The organism is Micromonospora sp. NBC_01796, from assembly GCF_035917455.1.
In the GTDB taxonomy this organism is placed as follows: domain Bacteria; phylum Actinomycetota; class Actinomycetes; order Mycobacteriales; family Micromonosporaceae; genus Micromonospora_G.
Window position 1 is genome coordinate 6476235 of sequence record NZ_CP109078.1, and the last position, 20122, is coordinate 6496356.

Genomic DNA, 20122 nt, shown 5'->3' on the forward strand with positions numbered 1-20122 from the left:
ATGGCGCACGGCGTTTACCAGCCATCGATGCTGGACACGGCACCCACGGCGAGCCTCGGCCGGCTGGCCGGGGCGATCCGGCGGCACGAGCTGACCCGTGGTGCCTGGGTCGACCACCTGCCCGGCTGGGTGCAGGGCTCCGACCTGGTGCTCGCCACGTTGCTGGACGACGTCGACTGGCGGGCCGAGCGCCGCCGGATGTACGACGGGCAGGTCGACGTCCCCCGCCTGCTGCGCTGGTACGCCGGCCACGAGACGCTGCCGCACCCGCTGCTGACCGAGGCCCGTCGCCGGCTCACCGCGCACTACGCCCCGGAACTGGGGGAGCCGTTCGTCACCGCCGGGATGTGCCTGTACCGCACCGGCCGGGACAGCGTGGCCTGGCACGGCGACACCCAGGGGCGGTCATCGCACCAGGACACCATGGTCGCGATCGTCTCCTTCGGCACGCCCCGCCCGCTGCTGCTGCGGCCGAAGGGCGGCGGGGCCAGCCTGCGTTTCCCGCTCGGGCACGGCGACCTCGTGGTGATGGGCGGCTCCTGCCAGCGCACCTGGGAACACGCGATCCCGAAGACCGCCCGCCCGGTCGGGCCGAGGGTCAGCGTGCAGTTCCGCCCCGAGGGTGTCGCCTGATCCTCAGTGGATGACGGCGCATTCGCGCCCATGCGGATCCGGAGCGATCGAACCTCAAGAATTGCTCAAGATCTTGCGTCATCAACTGAAGTCGATCATGATGGCCAGCACTGCTGTCCCTGATCAACTGCGCCTTCAACACCCTGGAGGTTCCATGCGATACAGACGACCAACGGTAGCCGTCCTGTCCGGTCTACTCGTTGCCACCCTCGGTACCTTCACCGCCCCGGCGGCCGCGCTGGGTAGTCCGAACTCGACCCGGCTCACCGCCCTCGCCGCCGAGGAACCACACCAGGTACAGGGCCTCGCCGTCGCGCAGGCCGACGGTTTCGCGACGCTGACCTGGACCCCGGTTGCCGGCGCCACCGACTACCAGATCGAACGCACCCTGGTGGACGGCGGCGACGCCGCCACCGGTCCGGCCACCGTGGTCGGGGTCTGGCGCCCCAACCGACAGATCAACAACGAGAAGCCCACATTCGCCGACGCCGGATTCAACCCCGGCGACCGGTTCCAGTGGCGGGTACGGGCCCGGTTCGGCACCGAGGTCCAGCCGTACTCGCTGCCGGTCTCCGGCACCACCACGGCACCCTGGGGCGACCCGGCCGTGGCCGGTGAGAACCTGCGTACGCAGTGGGAGACCACCAAGGCCGCGCAGTACACCAGCGACGTCGACGAGTACGCGTACACGGCGGCCGTCGACGAGCTGAGCGAGCGGGTCCGGGTGGTGGAGATCGGGCGTACCGTGCTCGGTCGGCCGATCAACATGTTCGTCATCGGCTACCCCACCCCGCCGGCCACCGCGGCGGCCGTCGCGGCGACCTCGCCCCTGTCGATCAACTGCAACGTGCACGGCGGCGAGCCGGGCGACCGCGAGGCGTGCCTGATCATGGCTCGCAAGCTCGCCTTCAGCAAGGATTCCCGCACGCTCGACCTGCTGTCGCACACGACCGTGCTGATCGTCCCCACGATCAACGGTGACGGCCGGGCGGCCAACACCCGGGGCAACTCCACCGGGCAGGACCTCAACCGGGACTACTCGCTGATCCGCCAGCCGGAGACCTTCGCGTTCGTCCAGATGCTGCGCGAGTACCGGCCGGTGGCCGGGTACGACGGCCACGAGTTCGGCAACTCCAGCGCCGGTGACCTGCCGATGCTGCCGCCGCGGCACCAGAACGTGGCGACCTCGATCTTCAACGAGTCGCAGCACATGATCGAGGGCCACATGTACGAGCAGGGCGCCAAGGACGGCTGGTGGCCGTGCCCGTACGGGTGCGCCAACGGTGGCAACGTGGGCCTGGGCGAGGAGACCATCCTGCGCAACACCCTGGGCCTGAAGAACGTGGTGAACTCCCTGCTCGAGCTGCGCAGCTCCGGTGGCGCCACCCGCCCCGACGAGGGCAACACCGCCAACAACCGGCGGCGCAAGTCGTACTCGGCGATGTGGACGTTCAACCAGTTCCTCGACTACCACCGGGCGAACCTGCCGGCGATCAAGCAGGCCCGGACCGAGGCGATCAAGTTCCAGACCTCGAACAGCAGCCGGATCGTGTTCCGGGGATCGCACCTGATCCCGGCCCACCCGGCACCGCACCCGGGGGAGAGCCCGCCGGTGGCCGACGCGCCCGGTCCGGACCAGATCCTGGACACCGCGCCGTGCGCGTACAAGCTCACCGAGGAGCAGTACAACGGGGCCCGTACGGACGGTCCCGGCGGCGTCGGCACCACTGTCGCCCAGCGCATCCGGGCGCACGGCTGGAAGGTCGTCAAGAGCGGTGACGCGTACTTCGTGCCGCTGAACCAGCCGGAGCGGGGTCTGATCCCGTTGCTGCTCGACGCCCAGGGCGCCGAGGAGTTCGTCGGCGGCGAGCGGGTCTACCCGACCGGCTCCGGCCGGTACAACGGTCCGCTGGTCGTCTCCGGCTTCACCTGTCTGGCCGACGGCACCGTGAACGGCCCGGTCACGGTCCGCCCCGGCGCGACCCTCGTCGCCACCGGGACCACCATCAACGGGCCGGTCAGCGCCGCCGGTGCGGCCGGTGTCTTCCTGACCGACAGCACCGTACGCGGTCCGGTTTCGATCTCGGGCACCACCGGTGCGGTCAACGTGGTCAACGTCAACGTCTCCGGCCCGGTCAGCCTCGCGGCCAACGGCACCGGCGTCGACGTGCCACTGCTGGCCGGCAATTCGGTCAACGGTCCGTTGAGCTGTGCCGGCAACAGCCCGGCGCCGATCAACCTGAACCTCGCCAACACGGTGCAGGGTCCGAAGTCGGGCCAGTGCGCGGGGCTGTGACCCGGCTCCACCGAGCACAATGACACACCGGTGAACCCGTGCCGGCGGGTCGGGTCCCACGCCCGGCCCGCCGGCACGACCGTACCGAGAGGCAGGAGATCATCGTGTCCGAGCCAACCGTTCCGCTCCGCAGCCACGCCCGCCCGGCCCGGCGTACGGGCGGTGTCCGCCGGGTCACCGCGCTCCGGTCCGCCGGGCTGAGCCTCCTGCTGGTCCTTGCCGTCGCCGGCTGCACGAGCGCCGACGGCCGGGACACGGCGACAAGCGGCGACAGTACGGCGGTCGCGGTGACCGGGCCGCTGTGCGACGTGCTCCCCGCCGGCACCGATCCGGGCAACCCGGCCTCGCTGGTCGGCGAACCGGTCGACGTGGCGTTGCAGTGGATTCCCGTGCTGACCACGTTCGAGTCCGCGCTGCGGGCGTCGGGCCTGGCCCCCGAACTGCGGGGCAGGACCGGCCTGACCATTCTCGCCCCGACCGACGACGCGTTCCTGGCCAAGTTCAACGAGGACACGCTCGACGCCCTGTTCATCGAGCGCAAGGACGACCTGCGAGCACTGATCGAGGCCCACCTCGTCGACGGATCGCACTCGCTGTCCGACCTGGTCGACGCCGGTACGGTGACCACCCTGGACGGGACGAAGGTCGAGGTCACCGCGTCCGGGACGATGGCCCGCGTCGCCGGGCAGGCGGACACCCTGTGCACCGACTACCGGGCCGGCAACGCCCGGATCCACATCATCAACAAGGTCCTCGGCAAACTCCCGACCGACGCCGACGGCCGGGGACACCGGGGCTGACCAGCGCTGGGATCGGCCCCGGCGGGTGTAGTTCGGCTCCCGGTGGGTAGGGGGAGAGCATGAAAACCACCTGGAAGCCGCACGAGGAGCACGGCACGCTGTCCAGCAAGACGAAGCGGGAGCTGCCGGATTCGGTCTTCGCCTTTCCCGACAAGCGCAAGGAGCCGCTGGTCGACGCCGGCCACGTACGCAACGCGGTGGCCCGGTTCGACCAGGTCCAGGGCGTCACCGACGCCGAGCGGGAGCAGGCCTTCGCCAACATCCGCGCCGCCGCGAAGCACTACGGCGTCGACATGGCCGAAACCAACTGGCGCGAACTCGGCAAGCTGCCGCACACCCCGAACCCGGCCCACAGCCGAGGCTGACTCTTCCGGGCGCGGGCGATCCGGCTCCGGTCCCCGCTCGACGGGTTTTCACACCCGCCGAGCGGAGTCGACCGTGTCCGTTTCCGGCGTCAGACCGTGACCGTCTCGCCGACGCCGCGTCGGGCGGCGACGGCGCGTACCCGGCGTTCGGTCAGGGCGCCGAACAGCAGCCCGAGGGTGGCCCAGGTGACGAACTGGGTGCCGAGCGAGGCCAGCCGGAACTCCCACAGCACCAGGGCAGGGAAGCCGTCGGGGACCTCGTTGATCGACGGGAGCGCGAGCTGTACGACGGTGATGAACACCGCGTACGCGCCGACCGCCAGCAGGGTGGCGTTCCATGCCCCGTACTGCGGGTGCAGCCAGCGACCGAGGTAGAGGGCGAGCAGCCCGGCGGCGACCGCGATCACGATCATGAGGAAGTACAGGACGGTCCGTTGGCCGAGGGTGTCCGGGTTACCGGTGGCCGGCGGGTTGGCCGGGTACTTCAGGAACGGCACCAGGGCCACCGTGACGAAGCCGGCGAGTCCGACCAGAGCGGCGGTGGCACGGGGTGAGAACCGTCCGATCCGGCCGTACGCGACCGCGAAGGCGAGCGCGAACAGGCCGCCGAGCGCCACCCCGTACACCAGGGCGGCGGTGGCCAGCCCGATGGTGCTCTGCACGGTGCGGCTGACCAGCTCGGGTTCGGCGGCGTCGGTGTGTGCGGCATCGGCCGCACCGTGTGACGCGGCGTGGGCGGCGGCACCGGCGGCGGACTCGAAGTCGATGGCCTGCCCGACCGGTCCCTCACCGAACAGGGTGGCGAACAGGTACGCGGCGACACCGGCGGCGAGGCCGACCAGCATCCCACGGATCAGTAGTGAGCGAGCGGAGAGCACGTGGGTGTCCGGCCGGCTCAGTGGCAGGGGAAACCGAGCAGGTGGCGTCCGTCGTGGACGAACTCGTGCACCGTTTCGCCGGAGATCAGCGAGGTCACACCCTGTTCGGCGCCGACGAAGTAGAGCAGCACGACCGCCAGCACCGCGCCGAAGATCGCCCAGGGGAGGATCTGGCGCAGCGGGATCGGTGCCGGCATCGGCACGGTCACGGCGGTCGGGGTCGGCAGTGCGGATACGTTTGCCATGGCAAACCTCCTCGGGATCACGCGTCCCATAGTGGTATCCGTGACGGTGGAGGGTCTGACTTCCGGACTGCCGCACGGCGGAGAACGGTTACAGTGGCGCGACCGTGCCGGGATCTCACCGGCTTCCTCCCACCATCACGCTGTGGACCGGACGCTACGGGCGGCGGCGCCGGGGTGTCAACCTGCGCGAGCATCGTGTGCGCCACGTCCGACACCATCCATGGCGAGGAGATCGACACCGGCGATGACGACCCGACTGATCCTGATCGCGCACGCGCCGACGGCGGCGGTCCGCCGGGCCGCCTTCCCGGCCGACGAACCGTTGGACCCGCACGGGTTGGCCGATGCCACGGCCGCCGCCGGCTCACTGCCCCGGTTCGACGCCGTGCTCTGCGCCCCGGCCCGTCGGTGCGTCGAGACCGCCGTCGCGCTGGGCCTGGTTCCGACGGTCGACGAGGGGCTGCGAGACGGTGATCTCGGTCGCTGGGCCGGGAGCACGCTCGACCGGGTCGCGGCCGACGAGCCGGACGCGGTGGCCGCCTGGCTGACCGACCCGGCCGCCGCGCCGCACGGTGGGGAGAGCCTCGCCGACCTGCTCGCCCGGACCGGCGACTGGCTGCGTGACCTGGACGGCTCCACCCGTACGGTGGTCGCGGTCACCCATCCGATGGTGATCCGGGCGCTGGTGGTCACCGCGATCGCGGCGACACCCACCTCGTTCTGGCGGATCGACATCTCCCCGCTCACCCGTACCGTGTTGCGCGGGGGCGCGGACCGGTGGAGCCTGCGCGGTCTGTCCGAGCCGCTGGACTGACCTGCGCCGCTATTCCGCGAGGGTGTCCAGGATCTGCTGGCCGTACTTCGCCAACTTGTTCTCTCCGACGCCGCTGACCCGGCCGAGGTCGGCCAGGGTGGCCGGCACATCGGTCGCGATCTGGCGCAGGGTCGCGTCGTGGAAGATGACGTACGCCGGCACGCCCTGCTCCTTGGCGGTCGCGCCCCGCCAGGCCCGGAGCCGCTCGAACAGCGGGGCGGCGGCCGGCGACAGTTCGGCGGCCGGGGCTCCGGCACCGCGGGGCTTGGCGCCGCGGGAGGTGGCGGTCCGCTCCGGTTCGCGTCGCATCATCACCGTACGTCGCCGACCGAGCACCTCCGCGCTGGCCTCGGTGAGCACCAGCGTGCCGTACTCGCCCTCGACCGCGAGCAGTCCCTGGGCCAGCAGGGCTCGGACCACCCCGCGCCATTCGGCCTCGCGCAGCTCGGCGCCGATCCCGAACACGGTCAGCTCGTCGTGGCCGTGCTGGGCGACCTTCTCCGTCTTGCGGCCGAGCAGGATGTCGATCGACTGGCCGGCACCGAACTTCTGGTTCCGCTCGCGGTGCAGCCGGAGCACGGTGGAGAGGAGCTTCTGGGCCGGGATGGTGGCGTCCCACGACTGCGGCGGGGTGAGGCAGGTGTCGCAGTTGCCGCACGGCTCGCTCTGCTGGCCGAAGTAGGCGAGCACCCGGACCCGCCGGCACTCCACCGTCTCGCAGAGGGCCAGCATGGCGTCGAGGTGCCCGGCGAGCATCCGGCGGTGCGCGGCGTCCCCCTCGGAGCCGTCGATCATCTTGCGTTGCTGGACCACGTCCTGCAGCCCGTACGCGAGCCAGGCGGTCGACGGCAACCCGTCCCGTCCGGCCCGGCCGGTCTCCTGGTAGTAGCCCTCGACGGACTTGGGCAGGTCGAGGTGGGCGACAAAGCGTACGTCGGGCTTGTCGATGCCCATGCCGAACGCGATCGTGGCCACCATCACCAGGCCGTCCTCGCGCAGGAAGCGCTTCTGGTTCGCGGCCCGGGTCGAGGAGTCCAGCCCGGCGTGGTACGGCAGTGCGGCGATGCCGTTGCCGACCAGGAACTCGGCGGTCTTGTCCACCGAGGCCCGGGACAGGCAGTAGACGATCCCGGCGTCACCGGGGTGTTCGGTGCGCAGCAGGTCGAGGAGCTGCTTGCGCGGTTCCTGCTTGGCCACGATCCGGTACTGGATGTTCGGCCGGTCGAAGCTCGCCACGAAGTGCCGGGCGTTCTCCAGGTTGAGCCGGGTGGCGATCTCGGCGTGGGTGGCCGGGGTCGCGGTCGCGGTCAGCGCGATCCGGGGTACGGTCGGCCACCGCTCGTGCAGCATCGACAACGCCAGGTAGTCGGGCCGGAAGTCGTGACCCCACTGGGCCACACAGTGCGCCTCGTCGATGGCGAACAGGGCGATCCTGCCCCGGTCCAGCAGCCCGATCGTGCCGCCGGAGCCGAGCGCCTCCGGGGCCAGGTAGAGCAGGTCCAGCTCGTTGGCGAGGAAGGCCGCCTCCACCTGCCGCCGGGCGGCGTAGTCCTGGCTGGAGTTGATGAACCCGGCCCGTACCCCGAGGTTGGTCAGGGCGTCGACCTGGTCCTGCATCAGCGCGATGAGCGGCGAGACGACCACCGCGACACCCTCGCGGACCAGCGCCGGGATCTGGTAGCAGAGCGACTTCCCGCCGCCGGTCGGCATCAGTACGAGCGCGTCCCCGCCGCCGACCACCTGGTCGATGATCTCCTGCTGGTTGCCCCGGAAGGCGTCGTAGCCGAAGACCCGCCGGAGCACCTGCAACGAATCCGTGGTCCGCACCTGCGTCGGGGAAGCCATCCGGGGAGTCTACGAGTCACCGCCGACAACGGCGGTGAGCAACCCCTGTTCGCTGACCACGGGTACGGAAAGCGTCTTGTATCCGACATTCTGGAACAGGACCGTCATCCGGTCGTCCTCGTAGCTCATCACCATCCCCGGCCCCCACTCGGTGTGCTCCACCGTGCTGTGCACCGGGAACGGCCCGCTCGCCCCGTCGGCGGCGGTGCTGGTGCCGGCGTGGCAGCTGTCGCAGTGCCCGCAGGTCGTGGTGAGCTGCTCGCCGAAGTACGCCAGCAGGGCCTGGCTCCGGCAGCCGGTGGTCTCGGCGAACGCCCGCATCATGTCCGTACGGCTGTTCTGTACCGCCTGCTGCCGCTCGGCCTCGGCGACCGCCGCCCGGCCCGCCTCCGCCGGCTCCGGGGCGTACCGGGGGCTGCTGACCCGCTGACTGGTTCCCGTCGTACGGGCCGCGCCGACCCGTTCCAGCAGGGCGAGGAGCTGGCCGAGCTTGCGCGCCCCCATCCCGGTCCGCTCCCGCAGCGCGGTCCGGGTGGCCGGCCCCTCGTGCAGGGCGGCGGCGAGTTCGGTCAGCTCTGCGGCGTCCGGGGTGCCGCCGGTGAAGAAACGCTGCAACCCGATGTCCTCGGCCCGCCACAGCAGCAGCGCGTGGGCGGGCTCCCCGTCCCGCCCGGCCCGCCCGATCTCCTGCAGGTAGCTGTCCGGCGAGTCGGGCAGGGCCACGTGCGCCACCCAGCGGATGTTGGGTTTGTCGATGCCCATCCCGAACGCCGACGTCGCCACCATGATCGGCACCTGGTCGGCGAGGAACCGCTCGTGCAACTCCGTACGGGCGCCGGCCGGCATCCCGCCGTGGTAGAACTCGGCCGCGTGACCGGCGTCGGTCAGCCGGGTCGCGAGCTCCTCGGCGGCGCGTCGGGTCGGCACGTAGACGATGCCGGGCCACTGACCACCGTCGAGCAGGCCGATCAGGCGCCGCCACCGGTAGTCCTCGGTCGGGCAGTGCGCCACCTCCAGGAAGAGGTTCGGCCGGTCCAGTCCGGCGACCACCGTACGCGGATCGACCAGCCCGAGCCGGGCGACGATGTCCTCGCGTACGGGCGGTGACGCGGTGGCGGTCAACGCGACCACCGGCGGTCGGCCCAGTCCCCGGATCAGGTGACCGAGCGCCAGATAGTCGGGGCGGAAGTCGTTTCCCCAGGCCGAGATGCAGTGCGCCTCGTCCACCGCGACCAGGGCCGGGCGCAGCGCGCGTACCTTGGCCAGCACCTCCGGGTTGCTGAGCTGCTCGGGGGTGATGAACAGGAACCGGGCCCGGCCGTCCTCGATCTCGTGCAGTGCCTCGGCCTGCTGGTTCGGCGTCTCGGCCGAGCTGACCCGGACCGCGCGCAGCCGGGGGTTGTCCCGCTCGTTCAGCGTGCGGATCTGGTCCTGTTGCAGGGCGAGCAGTGGTGAGATCACCACCGTCGGGCCGGGCAGCAGTGCCGCCGGCACCTGGTAGATCGCCGACTTCCCGGCTCCGGTGGAGAGTACGACGAGGGCGTCGCGTCCTTTCATCACCGCCCGCATCGCGGCGAGTTGGCCGGGGCGCAGCGAGCGCCAGCCGAAGTGGTGCCGCGCGGCGCGGCGCAGGCGGGTCGAGTGCAGTGGCAGCTTCATCGGAGGCCGGAGGTACCCATGCACGCCGAACGTGAAACGGAGACCGGCTCGGGGGACCGGCCCGACGGCCGGGCGGGATGGTCTCCGCCCGGCCGCCGGTCACTCGAACAGGTCGTCGTCCCGTTACGCGAACGCGTCGCCCTTCCTGATCGAGCGGACGGGCCGTCCCGTTACGCGAACGGGTCGTCGTCCGCCGCGCAGACGACGCCGGGTGCCGGCAGCGCCCCGGTGAACAGGTACTCCCGTTTCACCCGCTCACCGCAGGTACTGGGGACGAACATCCCGGTGTGTCCCGCACCCTCGATGGTGAACAGACGACCCCGGGCCAGTTCCGCGGTGGCGTCGCGGGCGCCGTGCCACGGGGTCGACGGGTCGTACCGGTTGTTGACCACCAGGATCGGCGCGGCGGTCCACCGGTCCCACGGACCCAGGTACCGGTCCGTGTTGCGGGCCGGCCACTTCGCACACGGCATGTAGTCGAAGACCCCGATCGGACCGAAGTACGGCACCCGCCGTTCCTCGCTCGCCCCGAGCCGGCTGTAGATCGCGGTGTTGCCGGGCACGATGCTGTCCGCACAGTTGGTGGCGTAGAACGCCTCGGTGTTGTTGGCCAGGTACTCCTCACCCGGTGTCGGCCGGGCGGCGCGGGCGCCCAGCGTGGCGGTCTGCGGTGCGTTGTAGAGCCGTTCGAGTTGCACGGCGAGGTCCGCCCACCACAGCGGACGCGGCAGGTTGTCGTTGACGGTGCTGATGATGCTGGTGTACGACCAGCTCTCGCCGTCCACCACGACCGGCCGTTGACGGGCCCGCGCGGTCAGCTCGGCGAACTTCGTCCGAGGGTCACCGCCGGCCGCGAACGCACACTTCGCCGCCCCCGCGGCGGCGCAGCGGCGCAGGAACTGGTCGAATGTCTCCGCGATGCCCCGGGGTACGTCCTGGCGGGTGTCGATCGGCTTGGTGAGCCCGTTGATACCGTGCCCGGTGGCGTTGCCGATGAAGTCCAGCGCCCCGTCGAGGACGAGCGCCCGTACCCGGTCGGGGAACAGGTTGGCGTAGGTCGCCCCGACGTAGGTGCCGTACGACAGCCCGAAGTAGTTCAGGTGGCTGTCGCCGACCGCACGGCGGAGCAGGTCGAGATCCCGCGCCGTGTCCGCACTGGACAGGTGGTCGAGCAGGTCGCCGTTGCGGTCGCGGCAGCGGCGGCCGAGATCCTCCGCGGCGGCGTAGAAGGCCCTCTCCTCGCTCGCCCCGACCGGGAAGGCCGGGATGGTGGAGAAGAACTCCTGCTGTTCCGCCTCGGTGCCGAAGCACCGTACGGCGCTGCTGCGGCCCACCCCTCGGGTGTCCCACGACACCAGGTCGAACCGGGCCCGCAACTCGGGCGAGAACAGCCACTCCCACCGACCCCGGGCCCGCAGCCGCTCCACCCCGGAGGCGCCGGGGCCACCGAAGTTCACGAACAGCGTGCCGATCCGGTTCGCCGGATCCGTCGCCGGATCCTTGATCAGGGAGAGGCTGATCTGCCGCCCTCGCGGCTGGTCGTAGTCCAGCGGCGCGGCCACGGTCGCGCACTGGTAACCGTCGTCGCAGTCCGACCAGGTGACCGGTGGTGCCGTCGCCGTACCCGGCCGTTGCGCGGCTGCCGGTGCGGCTCCGACCAGCGCCGGTGCGACCGCGATCAGCACCGTGGCGACCAGCAGCCGCGTTGTTCTTCTTCTCATCCGCAACCATCCTCGACAGAGGGGTCGATCTTCTGACACGGGTCACACGCGCGACCGGGGGTCAAGGTTGCGGGGCATCGACCGACACCTGCACGGCCACCGTCCCGGACCGGTGCGTGACCGATCCGGGACGGTGCCCCACGCATGGTCCTACCAGTTCGAGTTGGTCACGCCGGTACCCAACAGGACCTGGTCGAACTGGTTGCCGTCGTTGTCGTCGGTGTAGCAGACCGCCACCTCACCCCAGGCCGAACTGGTGATGGCCATCTGCTCCTGGCGGCCGACGGTGGACTGGCTGAGCACCTGCGCGGCCAGCCGGCCGGTGTCCGTACCGTCCGGGTTGAGGCCGCGGACCCGGACGTCGGTGTCGGTCGCCTGCACCGTCCACCCGACCACCACGTTGGCCTGGTCGTCGATGCCGACCGTCGGCGCGGCGGCACCCGTACCGGCGGAGGTCTCGACCTCGCTGTGCCGGGCGACACCCGTCGTGGTGAACGAACGGGTCCACACCCCACGGGTGCCGGTGTGGTCGGACTCCCAGGCGACGGTGAAGTCACCGTTGAAGTTCGCCGCCACGGCGGGTCGCACCTGCTGACCACCGCTGTTCGCGTTCGCGGTCCGGCGGGAGAGCGTGACCGCCCCGTTCGCCCTGGCCAGACGGGTGAGCCCGACGTTGTAGGAGCCGTTGGCGTCACCGTCCTCGTCCCACACCACGGTCGCCTCGCCGGACGCCGACACCGCCACGTCCGGCCGGTGGTGCTGACCAGTGGTCTGGCTCGCCGTCACCTCGTACGCCTTGGTGGTGATGTTGGTGTAGCCGGCGGCCCTGACCGTCGCCGGGCTGGTGCCCTGGACGTCCTCCCAGACCACGGTGAACGCCACCGCGGCGTTGTTGTTGGCCACGCCGTCCGGGTCGACCGCGACCCTCGGCCAGGTCTGCTGGCCGGCGGTGCTGGCGTTGGCCCGGCCCGAGGCGAGGACCGTCCCGGTCGGGGACACCACCCGGTACGGGACGTTGTAGACCCCGTTGCCGTCCGGGTCGTCGGACCAGACCACGACCGCGTTGCCCTTGTCGTCCAGGCCCACGTCCGGGTTCACGTGCCGCCAGGCGGCGCCACTGGTGCCACCGGCGGAGAGCTTGACCTCGTACACGGCGGCGCCGTTGTTGAACACCCGCAGGTAGATCTCCGAGTGCAGGTTGTCGCCCGGGTTGGTGTCGTCCCGGTCGTCCTCCCAGACGACCGCGACCCGCCCGTTGCGGTTGGCCGCGACGGCCGGGGTGTCCTGGTCGCCGGTGGCGACGCTGTTGGCGGTGGACCAGGTCGCCGCGGCGGCGGCCACGTCCGACGGGATCGGTGCCGCGAGGAGGGACGCGACGAGCAGTGAGGTGATGGCTGACATCGGGTGGTTTTCTCCTCTTACGCGGGACGCAGGCCGGGCTGGCCGTCGACGACGACGAACGAACCGACGGTGGACACCGGGGCGCCGTGCTCGGTGACCGTGGCCACCGCGCGGAAGTCGGCCCGGACCTGGGTGGGACTGATGGTCGTACGGACGTAACCGCGCCGGTCGGAGGAGAACTTCAGGTGCGGGTTGTTCGACACGTTCGGGATGGTGGTGCTGGCGCTCCCGTTGCCACCGGAGGTGATCGAGGTGCAGACCAGTTCGGTGCCGATGGTGGCCGACGACGAGTTGGTGTAGTCGGCCTTGAGGTCGTTGGCCCAGGCCCGGTGCACGTCGCCGGTGAGCACCAGCGGGTTGCGTACGCCCCGCTGCGTCCAGCCCTGCTGGATCCGGGAGCGGGACGCGCGGTAACCGTCCCAGGCGTCCATGTTGGCCGCCCCGGCGGCGTCGAGCTGGCGGGCGAAGAAGACCTGCTGGCCCAGGATGTCCCAGGTGCCGTAGTGCTGGGCCAGCCCGTCGAGCAGCCACGTCTCCTGGGCGGCACCGGTGAGGCTGCGCGAGGCCAGGTCGGCGTCGGTGGAGACCTTCCACCCGTCACCGCTGGCCTGGTCGTCGCGGAACTGGCGGGTGTCGAGCATGTGGAAGGTCGCCAGTTGCCCCCACCGGACCCGGCGGAACAGCGAGATGGCGTTCCCGCTCGGCGCGGAACTCGGCCGCAGCGGCATGTTCTCGTAGTACGCGCGGTACGCGGCGGTACGCCGGGCGGTCCACTGGGCGGTGGTCAGCGCCGGGGTGTTGTTGGCCCGGACCATGTTGGCGTAGTTGTTCTCCACCTCGTGGTCGTCCGGCACCACCAGCCACGGCGCCGCCGCATGCGCCGCCTGGAGGTCCGGGTCGGACTTGTACTGGGCGTACCGGCGGCGGTAGTCGGCCAGGCTGACGATCTCGCTGCCCAGGTGCTCGCGTACCGCGCCGGCGGTCGCGCCGCCCTCGTAGATGTAGTCGCCCAGGTGCAGGATCAGTCCGGGATTGTCCTCGGCGATCCGCCGGTACGCCGTGTAGTAGCCCGACTCGTAGTGCGCGCAGGACGCGAAGGCCATCACCAGTTCGCGGCCGAAGGTACCGACGGCCGGTGCGGTACGCGTACGTCCGACCGGGGAGATGTGCCCCTGGGCCCGGAACCGGTAGTAGTAGTCGGCGTCGGGGGCGAGACCTCCCGCCACCACGTGCACCGAGTGCGCGTCGGCGTAACGGGCGGCGACCGAGCCGGATGCGACCAGTGAGGTGAACCGGTCGTTGGCCGACACCTGCCACTCGACGGTCACGTCGGCGTTGGCCATGCCGCCCTGCCCGTCGGCGTTGAGCGGCGTCGGGGCCAGGCGGGTCCAGAGCACGACACTGTCGGGCGCCGGTTCGCCGGAGGCGACCCCCAGCTTGAACGGAAACGGTACGGCGGCCTGGGCGATGCGCCAGGGGGCGACCACCGTGCCCGCGGTGGCCAGTCCACCCAGGACGATGGTGCGACGGCTGAGCCTCTTCATGGTCGATAACCCTGGAGGGCGTCCGTGAACGCCACGGTCCGAGGCGGAGAAAGCCACATGACGCCGAGGTGGTCGCATCGAGGCTAACGGATGTACGGGTCACCCGGTGGTGACTGCCGGTGCTCAGCTCGGTGTGTCGCTCGGCGTGTCGCCACGTTCACCCGGCGCGAACATCGTCCGCCCCAGTTCGCCGCGCGAGCTGATCCCCATCTTCGGGTAGATCCGGTACAGGTGAGTGCTGACGGTGCGTCGGGACAGGAACAGGCGCTCGGCGATCTCGGGGTTGCTCAACCCCGTCGCGGCCAGCTCCGCGATCTGCAACTCCTGTGGCGTGAGCAGGCTCTGCCAGTCGACCGGGCGGCGGCTCGCCTCGCCGGCGGCCCGCAGCTCCCGCCGGGTCCTGTCCGCCCACGGCACCACACCCAACGCGTCGAACGCGGCGCACGCCTCGCGCAACAGCGGCCGCGATTCGGCCACGCGCCGCCGTCGCCGCAGCCACCCGCCGTAGGCCAACTGGAGCCGGGCCCGTTCGAACGGCCACCCGGACAGGTCGGTGCCCAGACGGGCGCGGAAGACCTCGTCCGTGCCGGCGTCGCCGTCCGCGTCGGTGCCGGCCGAGAGGACTGCTTCCGCGTACGCCACGGTGACCCGCAGGATCGGGGACCGGGTCGCGGCGACGATCGGTTGCAGCGTACGCAGGATCGCGGCGACCTGGTCGTGGTGCCCGCTGCGGGTACCGGCGTCGGCGAGGTGGCCGAACGCCGAGAACCGCAGGTACTGGTGGTACGCGCCGTCCGCCGGGTCGAAGATCCGGTACAGATGCCGGTACGCGTCCGCGTCCCGCCCGGCGGCGAGCGCCTCGACACCCCGGGTGAGCTGGACCATGCCGAGGATCGGGCTCGCGCCGCTCGGCAGCAACAGCCGCTCCACCTCGTCGGCCAACTCCCGGGCGGTCTCGCCGTTGCCCCGCAGGGCCTCCACATGGGCCCGGTTGAGGTCGGCGGTCATCGCCCACCGGGGTTGGCCGGTCTCCAGCGACAACGCCCGACCCTCGGTGGCGGCGGTCAGGCCGAGCCGGATGTTGGCCAGTTGGGCGGCGGTCCAGGCCTGGTTCACCAGTGTGACCGCCAGCAGACCGAGCCGGCCCTGGCTCCGGAGGCCGGCGACCGACGAGGCGAGGAAGGTGGTCGCCAGCCCGAGCGCCCCGATCGCGTTGGCGGCGTTGCCGAGCAGGAACAAATCACCCGGATCGCTGTCCATCCGGCGCATCAGCACGGACAGCCGGTCGAGTGCCTCGGCCCCGCGTTCGATCGGGGCGACCCCGGCGAGCACGTTGACCAGCCGTGGATCCAGCGCCGGCACGTCCAGCCGTTCCGCGGCGGCGAGGAGCAGTCCACGGGTCTGCTCGTCCGGGTTCGACCACCAACTCCGAACGCTCAGCGTGACCAGGCTGTGCAGTGCGAGTTCGGTGTCCCCGTTGCGTCGCATCAGGTCCACGATGTCGACGAACGCCGGCAGCGGCGCGGCCCCGGACCAGCCCCCGCCGAGGAACGCCTCCCGCAGCCAGGACAGCCGGGCCTGGTCGGTGGGCTGGAGGTACTGCTCCTCGACATCCCGGACCAGCCGTACGACGCTCGGGTGGTCGCCGAGGTCGACCGCGTACCCGGCCGCCCGCAGCAGCCGGTCGGACCGCTCGCGGGCGTCCTCGCTGAGCTGCGCGGCGCGTTCCATCGTGGTCAGCGCGGAGGCGACCGCGCCCCGGCGGGCGGCCCGGTCGGCGGCGGCGGTGAGGTCCCGCGCCACCTGCTCGTCGGCCCCGATCGTGGCGGCGGCCCGGTGCCGGACCCGGCGGTCGTCCTGCCCGGCGAGCTGCCGGGCGAGCGCGGCGTGCACCTGCCGTCGCCGGGCGACCCCGGCCGCCTGGCGTACCGCGGAGCGGACCAGCGGGTGCCGGAACCGGATCCGGAACCCGTCGTCCACCTCGACCAGGCCGGCGGTGACCGCCGCCTGGACGTCGGCAACCGTGACCGGCGTGGTCTCCAGCCCGGCGGTCGCGCCCAGGATCTCGTCCAGGCCGTCCCCGTCGTCGAGCGCGGCGACCAGCAGCAGCGTCCTGGTCGCCGGGGGCAGCTCGCCGACGAGTGCGGTGAAGGTCCGTTCCACCCGGGCGGTCAGCGGCAGCGAGGCCGGCAGCAGGGCGTCCGGGCCGAACCGGGCCGCGACCACGGCCAGCTCGACCAGACCGAGCGGGTTTCCGCCCGCCTCGGACAGGACCCTCGCCCGCAGCGCGGGTGACAACCCGGGTGCCCGGTACGCGAGCAGTGCCACCGCCGGCTCCTCGGCCAGCGGCTCGACGCGCAGTTCCGGCAGACCGGCCGAGGCGAGCCGGCGTTCGCACTCGGCGCCGTCACGCATCGCCATGACCAGCACGACCGGGTCGGACGTCAGCCGCCGCGCGACGAAGGTGAGCACGTCCCAGCTCGGCCGGTCCAGCCACTGCGCGTCCTCCACCGCCAGCAGGACGGGCTGACCGGCGGCGGCGGTGGTGGTGGTGAGCAGGTCGAGCACGGCCAGGGCGACCCGGAACGGTTGACCGACCGGCGCGTCGACCATCCCGACCGCAGCCAGCACGGTGTCGCGGGCGGCCGGCTCCCGTTCACCGTCCAGGACCGTACGGAGCAGGCGGTGCAGCCCGGCGAACGGAACCTCGATCTCCGCCTGCACCCCGGTTGTGGTGAGTATCCGCATCCCCCGCCGGGCTGCCTGCGACGTGGTCGCCGCCAGCAGCGAGGACTTGCCGACGCCGGCCTCGCCGCGCAGCACCAGGGCACCGCCGGTGGCCGGAGCCCGGTCGAGCTGACCGGTCAGCCGGGCCTGCTCCGACTCCCGCCCGAAGAGGACCTCGTCCACCACCCGTACCCCCGGTCCGACCGTCCCGTACTCCGGCGCGGCGGCGGGTGCCGGGCCGTCACCGTCGACCACCGGACGGGATCGCGGTGGAGCCTAGGTGCGCCGGAGCGTTCGGCCGATGCCGCGCCCGGCCAATGGTGTGCCCGGTCACCCGCGTGCCCGCGACGGTCCCTCCACCCGCACAGCGGCAAAAGGAGAACCTACGTCACCTGACGTATAGCCGCCGGTCGGGCAGCGAGAGTACGTTCGGCGCGTCCGTGCAGGTGAACCTGGGAGAGAACATGACTGAATCCGTACACCCGCTACCAGTGGGCACCGAGCAGCAGATTGCCGCGGCCAACGCGAGCGGCCGTACGCCGGTCGTGTTCATCCACGGCCTCTGGCTCCTGCCGAGCAGCTGGGACCGGTGGGCGGAGGTGTTCGAGGCCGCCGGCTACGCGCCGCTGACCCCGGGCTGGCCGGACGACCCGGAGACGGTCGAGGAGGCGAACGCGCACCCGGAGGTCTTCGCCGACAAGACCATCACCCAGGTGGCCGACCACTACGCCGACGTCATCGGCAAGCTGGACCGAAAGCCCGCGGTGATCGGGCACTCCTTCGGCGGGCTGCTCACCCAGATCCTCGCCGGGCGGGGCCTGTCGGCGGCGTCGGTGGCGATCGACGCCGCGCCGTTCCGGGGCGTGCTGCCGTTGCCGATCTCGGCGCTGCGGTCGGCCGCACCGGTGCTCGGCAACCCGGCCAACTGGCACCGTGCCGTGCCACTCACGTACGACCAGTTCCGGTTCGCGTTCGCCAACGCGGTGACCGAGGACGAGGCGCGGCAGCTCTACGACACGTACGCCGTACCGGCGCCGGGGGCACCGCTGTTCCAGGCCGCGGCGGCGAACCTGAACCCGTGGACCGAGGCGAAGGTGGACAGCACCAACCCGGAGCGGGGGCCGCTGCTGGTCGTCTCCGGCGAGCGGGACCACACGGTGCCGAGGGCGATCTCCGAGGCGACGTACGACAAGCAGAAGCGCAACGAGGGCGTGACCGAGTTCGTGGAGATCCCCAACCGCGGACACGCGCTCACCATCGACAGCGGCTGGCGCGAGGTCGCCGACACCGCTCTGGCCTTCGTCAAGCGGTTCGTCTAGCGGTTCACCGGCGCGGCCGGCGACGCCCACGGGCACCCGCCGGCCGCACCGCCGCAGGCGAGCGAGGAGCGGGACCCCTGTTGGACGACATCTTCCACGAGTGCGAGCTCCGGCCCGTACGGCTGGTCCTGCCGGAGCGGACCGGCTGGTCCCTCTGGGGCGGGAACACGCCCGAAGGCCGCGACTACCTGCTGCCGGTCGGGCGGCGGTACGCGCTGTTCGACACACCGGAGGCGCTGTGCCGGTACGTCGGAGGTGACCGGTCCTCGCACGTGCTCGCCCGTACACCGGGCTGGACGCGCCTGGTCGAGGCCATCGCCAGCGGTACGCCCGAGATGTCCGACCCGGACGACTTCCGGCTCGACCGGCTGTTCGCCTGGCGTACGGGAGATGGGCTCGGCGGTCTGCTCGACTGCCTCAATCTCGTGTGGGACCTCGGCGCGCAGTTCGACGATCCGCTGCTGATCGGGTTCAGCCGACCCGGTGGTCCGTTGCGCCGCATGTATGACGCGCTGTGGCTCGACTGTGACGAGGTCGCCGAGCCGGACCAGGTGCAGCGGGCGTCGCGGCAGGCGGTCCTGCGCGTGGCGGAGCTGGCCGTCTGGAATCCGGCCCACGTCGACCACTCCTGACCGGTCCGGGTCCCGGTGGCCCGGCGCGACCTTCGATAGGCTCCGCCGGAGCCGTGTCGAAGGGATGTCCGATGACCGGGCGGGCAGGTGTACCGCGAGTGGAGTGGCCGCAGGTGTGTGCCCGGCGCCTGGAGCGGCACGCACTCGGACCCGTGTCGGTCGACGCGAGCCCGGCCGACGTCGCCGGGGCGATCTGCGGCGCACACGCCCAGGTCCTCTCCGCGGCCGAACTCTCCCTGGGCCTGCGGCTGCAAGGCGCGACCCGGACCGACGTACGCGACGCGTTGTGGACCGAACGCAGCCTGGTCAAGACGTACGGGCCGCGCGGGACCGTACACCTCTTGCCGACCCGGGACCTGCCGATGTGGACCGGCGCACTGTCGGCGATCCCGTCGACGAACCAGTTCCCGGACGACGTGCGGTTGACGGCCGGGCAGACCGAGGAGGTCGTGGGGGCGATCGGCCAGGCGCTGGAGGACGCCGAGTTGACCGTCGAGGAGCTGGGTGAGGCGGTGCTGGCGGCCACCGGGACGTGGGCGGGTGACCTCGTCGTACCGGCGTTCCAGGAGAAGTGGCCGCGCTGGCGGCAGGCGATCACGGTGGCGGCGCACCGGGGCGCGCTCTGCTTCGGACCCAACCGTGGCAGGCGGGTCACGTACACCAATCCGCACCGGTGGTTGCCCGGCTTCCGGCCCAACCGGGGCAAGACGGCCCTCACGAAGGTCGTACGGCAGTACCTGCACGCGTACGGACCGGCGACGTCGAAGCAGTTCGCCCAGTGGATCGGGGGACCGCCCGGCTGGGCGGCGGAACTGTTCGACTCGCTCTCCGGCGAGTTGCGCGAGGTCGAGTTCGACGGCTCCCCGGCCTGGTTGGCGGCCGACGACAAGGTGCTGCCGGAGATCGAGCCTGGCGGCGTACGGCTGCTCCCGTACTTCGACGCGTACACGGTCGGCAGCCATCCCCGCAAGCGGCTCTTCCCGGGCCGGGCGGCGGAGCGGGCGCTGAGCCGCACCGGTCAGGCGGGAACCTTCCCGGTGCTGCTGGTCGACGGCACGGTTGCCGGGGTCTGGCACCTACGTCGCGCCGGGCGCAAGCTCGACGTCACCGTGGAGTCCCTGCACCGGCTCGGCAAGGGCAGGCAGGCCGAGCTCGAGGACGAGGTGGAGCGGGTCGGTCGGATCCTCGAGGGCACACCCCGGTTGACGATGGGCACCGTGACCGTGGGCGGCCACGCGTAGGG

The 20122-nt window shown here is 71.7% G+C and carries 16 protein-coding genes; 8 read left to right on the plus strand and 8 right to left on the minus strand.

Annotated elements, in window-relative coordinates:
* From OIE47_RS29130 to OIE47_RS29145, 4 genes are all read left to right on the plus strand, one after another.
* Positions 1-633, plus strand: a complete 633-nt coding sequence (locus tag OIE47_RS29130) for an alpha-ketoglutarate-dependent dioxygenase AlkB (RefSeq protein ID WP_326557714.1) — start codon at positions 1-3, stop codon at positions 631-633.
* A 154-nt stretch (positions 634-787) separates the two neighbouring features.
* Positions 788-2929 carry a M14 family zinc carboxypeptidase gene (locus OIE47_RS29135; protein WP_326557715.1) on the plus strand — a complete coding sequence of 714 codons (2142 nt, stop codon included), beginning with the start codon at positions 788-790 and terminating at the stop codon, positions 2927-2929.
* A 104-nt stretch (positions 2930-3033) separates the two neighbouring features.
* Entirely contained in the window at positions 3034-3729 is a 696-nt protein-coding gene (locus OIE47_RS29140; protein ID WP_326557716.1) for a fasciclin domain-containing protein, read from the plus strand.
* A gap of 59 nt (positions 3730-3788) precedes the next feature.
* The gene (locus tag OIE47_RS29145) at positions 3789-4094 is read left to right on the plus strand and encodes a DUF6582 domain-containing protein (RefSeq protein WP_326557717.1); all 306 of its coding nucleotides are present in this window, start codon (positions 3789-3791) and stop codon (positions 4092-4094) included.
* Between the two features lie 89 nt (positions 4095-4183).
* Here the strand turns inward: OIE47_RS29145 and OIE47_RS29150 are convergent, their stop codons facing one another.
* Entirely contained in the window at positions 4184-4972 is a 789-nt protein-coding gene (locus OIE47_RS29150) for a CbtA family protein (RefSeq protein ID WP_326557718.1), read from the minus strand.
* A gap of 17 nt (positions 4973-4989) precedes the next feature.
* Positions 4990-5217 (minus strand): CbtB domain-containing protein, encoded by a 228-nt coding sequence (locus tag OIE47_RS29155; RefSeq protein WP_326557719.1) that lies wholly within the window; start codon positions 5215-5217, stop codon positions 4990-4992.
* 244 nt (positions 5218-5461) lie between these two features.
* Here OIE47_RS29155 and OIE47_RS29160 point away from each other — a divergent pair, with 244 nt between their 5' ends.
* A complete protein-coding gene (locus tag OIE47_RS29160) occupies positions 5462-6031 on the plus strand; it encodes a histidine phosphatase family protein (RefSeq protein WP_326557720.1) in 570 nt (189 codons plus the stop codon).
* A 9-nt stretch (positions 6032-6040) separates the two neighbouring features.
* On the opposite strand, the gene recQ is transcribed toward OIE47_RS29160, so the two are convergent.
* The 6 genes from recQ to OIE47_RS29190 all read right to left on the minus strand — a co-directional run bounded on the left by recQ (position 6041) and on the right by OIE47_RS29190 (position 17183).
* Positions 6041-7876 (minus strand): DNA helicase RecQ, encoded by a 1836-nt coding sequence (gene recQ, locus OIE47_RS29165; RefSeq protein ID WP_326557721.1) that lies wholly within the window; start codon positions 7874-7876, stop codon positions 6041-6043.
* Between the two features lie 9 nt (positions 7877-7885).
* The gene (locus tag OIE47_RS29170) at positions 7886-9535 is read right to left on the minus strand and encodes a RecQ family ATP-dependent DNA helicase (protein ID WP_326557722.1); all 1650 of its coding nucleotides are present in this window, start codon (positions 9533-9535) and stop codon (positions 7886-7888) included.
* A 170-nt stretch (positions 9536-9705) separates the two neighbouring features.
* The gene (locus OIE47_RS29175) at positions 9706-11256 is read right to left on the minus strand and encodes an alpha/beta hydrolase (RefSeq protein ID WP_326557723.1); all 1551 of its coding nucleotides are present in this window, start codon (positions 11254-11256) and stop codon (positions 9706-9708) included.
* Between the two features lie 150 nt (positions 11257-11406).
* Complete coding sequence (locus tag OIE47_RS29180; protein ID WP_326557724.1) at positions 11407-12657, minus strand: hypothetical protein; 1251 nt, start codon at positions 12655-12657, stop codon at positions 11407-11409.
* A gap of 17 nt (positions 12658-12674) precedes the next feature.
* Complete coding sequence (locus OIE47_RS29185; protein WP_326557725.1) at positions 12675-14201, minus strand: alkaline phosphatase D family protein; 1527 nt, start codon at positions 14199-14201, stop codon at positions 12675-12677.
* 123 nt (positions 14202-14324) lie between these two features.
* Positions 14325-17183, minus strand: coding sequence for an ATP-binding protein (locus tag OIE47_RS29190; RefSeq protein ID WP_326557726.1), 2859 nt, complete (start codon positions 17181-17183; stop codon positions 14325-14327).
* Positions 17184-17392: 209 nt separating this feature from the next.
* Here OIE47_RS29190 and OIE47_RS29195 point away from each other — a divergent pair, with 209 nt between their 5' ends.
* The 3 genes from OIE47_RS29195 to OIE47_RS29205 all read left to right on the plus strand — a co-directional run bounded on the left by OIE47_RS29195 (position 17393) and on the right by OIE47_RS29205 (position 20120).
* Positions 17393-18247, plus strand: coding sequence for an alpha/beta hydrolase (locus OIE47_RS29195; RefSeq protein WP_326557727.1), 855 nt, complete (start codon positions 17393-17395; stop codon positions 18245-18247).
* Between the two features lie 80 nt (positions 18248-18327).
* Complete coding sequence (locus OIE47_RS29200; protein WP_326557728.1) at positions 18328-18879, plus strand: hypothetical protein; 552 nt, start codon at positions 18328-18330, stop codon at positions 18877-18879.
* Positions 18880-18950: 71 nt separating this feature from the next.
* The gene (locus OIE47_RS29205) at positions 18951-20120 is read left to right on the plus strand and encodes a winged helix DNA-binding domain-containing protein (RefSeq protein ID WP_326557729.1); all 1170 of its coding nucleotides are present in this window, start codon (positions 18951-18953) and stop codon (positions 20118-20120) included.
* Positions 20121-20122 lie beyond the last annotated feature (2 nt).